The sequence below is a fragment of the Levilactobacillus humaensis genome (genome assembly GCF_024345185.1).
GTDB classification, from domain to species: Bacteria; Bacillota; Bacilli; order Lactobacillales; family Lactobacillaceae; genus Levilactobacillus; species Levilactobacillus humaensis.
The window spans coordinates 1-1,676 of the sequence record NZ_BROB01000052.1 but is presented as its reverse complement, the minus strand read 5'-3'; the positions used below and the strand labels follow the sequence as shown (position 1 = coordinate 1,676).

At 51.0% G+C, this 1,676-nt stretch carries 1 rRNA gene; it reads right to left on the bottom strand.

Annotated features, from left to right (window positions below):
* Positions 1–70: 70 nt before the first annotated feature.
* Positions 71–1,636: ribosomal RNA gene (locus OCU14_RS11085) — 16S ribosomal RNA — on the bottom strand.
* Between the last annotated feature and the right edge of the window lie 40 nt (positions 1,637–1,676).

Genomic DNA, 1,676 nt, shown 5'->3' with positions numbered 1-1,676 from the left:
TTGAGAGGTAAGCCCCTCAAAACTGAACATTGTTTCGACAAAGTATGTGTAGCCTCCGTATATTCCTTAGAAAGGAGGTGATCCAGCCGCAGGTTCTCCTACGGCTACCTTGTTACGACTTCACCCTAATCATCTGTCCCACCTTAGACGGCTGACTCCCGAAGGTTATCTCACCGGCTTTGGGTGTTACAAACTCTCATGGTGTGACGGGCGGTGTGTACAAGGCCCGGGAACGTATTCACCGCGGCATGCTGATCCGCGATTACTAGCGATTCCAACTTCATGTAGGCGAGTTGCAGCCTACAATCCGAACTGAGAGCGGCTTTAAGAGATTAGCTTAGCCTCACGACTTCGCAACTCGTTGTACCGCCCATTGTAGCACGTGTGTAGCCCAGGTCATAAGGGGCATGATGATTTGACGTCATCCCCACCTTCCTCCGGTTTGTCACCGGCAGTCTCACCAGAGTGCCCAACTTAATGCTGGCAACTGATAATAAGGGTTGCGCTCGTTGCGGGACTTAACCCAACATCTCACGACACGAGCTGACGACAACCATGCACCACCTGTATCCATGTCCCCGAAGGGAACGTCCTATCTCTAGGATTTGCATAGTATGTCAAGACCTGGTAAGGTTCTTCGCGTAGCTTCGAATTAAACCACATGCTCCACCGCTTGTGCGGGCCCCCGTCAATTCCTTTGAGTTTCAACCTTGCGGTCGTACTCCCCAGGCGGAGTGCTTAATGCGTTAGCTGCGGCACTGAAGGGCGGAAACCCTCCAACACCTAGCACTCATCGTTTACGGCATGGACTACCAGGGTATCTAATCCTGTTTGCTACCCATGCTTTCGAGCCTCAGCGTCAGTTACAGACTAGACAGCCGCCTTCGCCACTGGTGTTCTTCCATATATCTACGCATTCCACCGCTACACATGGAGTTCCACTGTCCTCTTCTGCACTCAAGTTTCCCAGTTTCCGATGCACTTCTCCGGTTAAGCCGAAGGCTTTCACATCAGACTTAAGAAACCGCCTGCGCTCGCTTTACGCCCAATAAATCCGGACAACGCTTGCCACCTACGTATTACCGCGGCTGCTGGCACGTAGTTAGCCGTGGCTTTCTGGTTGAATACCGTCACGATGCAAACAGTTACTCTTGCACCCGTTCTTCTTCAACAACAGAGTTTTACGAGCCGAAACCCTTCTTCACTCACGCGGCATTGCTCCATCAGACTTTCGTCCATTGTGGAAGATTCCCTACTGCTGCCTCCCGTAGGAGTTTGGGCCGTGTCTCAGTCCCAATGTGGCCGATTACCCTCTCAGGTCGGCTACGTATCATCGTCTTGGTGGGCCTTTACCTCACCAACTAACTAATACGCCGCAGGACCATCCAGAAGTGATAGCCGAAACCATCTTTCAAACAAAAACCATGCGGTTTTTGTTGTTATACGGTATTAGCACCTGTTTCCAAGTGTTATCCCCTGCTTCTGGGCAGGTTTCCTACGTGTTACTCACCAGTTCGCCACTCGTCTTATGGTTAACGTCCGTGCAAGCACTTCAGTTAACGAAGACGCGTTCGACTTGCATGTATTAGGCATGCCGCCAGCGTTCGTCCTGAGCCAGGATCAAACTCTCATCTTATGATGATGGCTTGAATAGCTCATCGATTGTTGTTACTTTT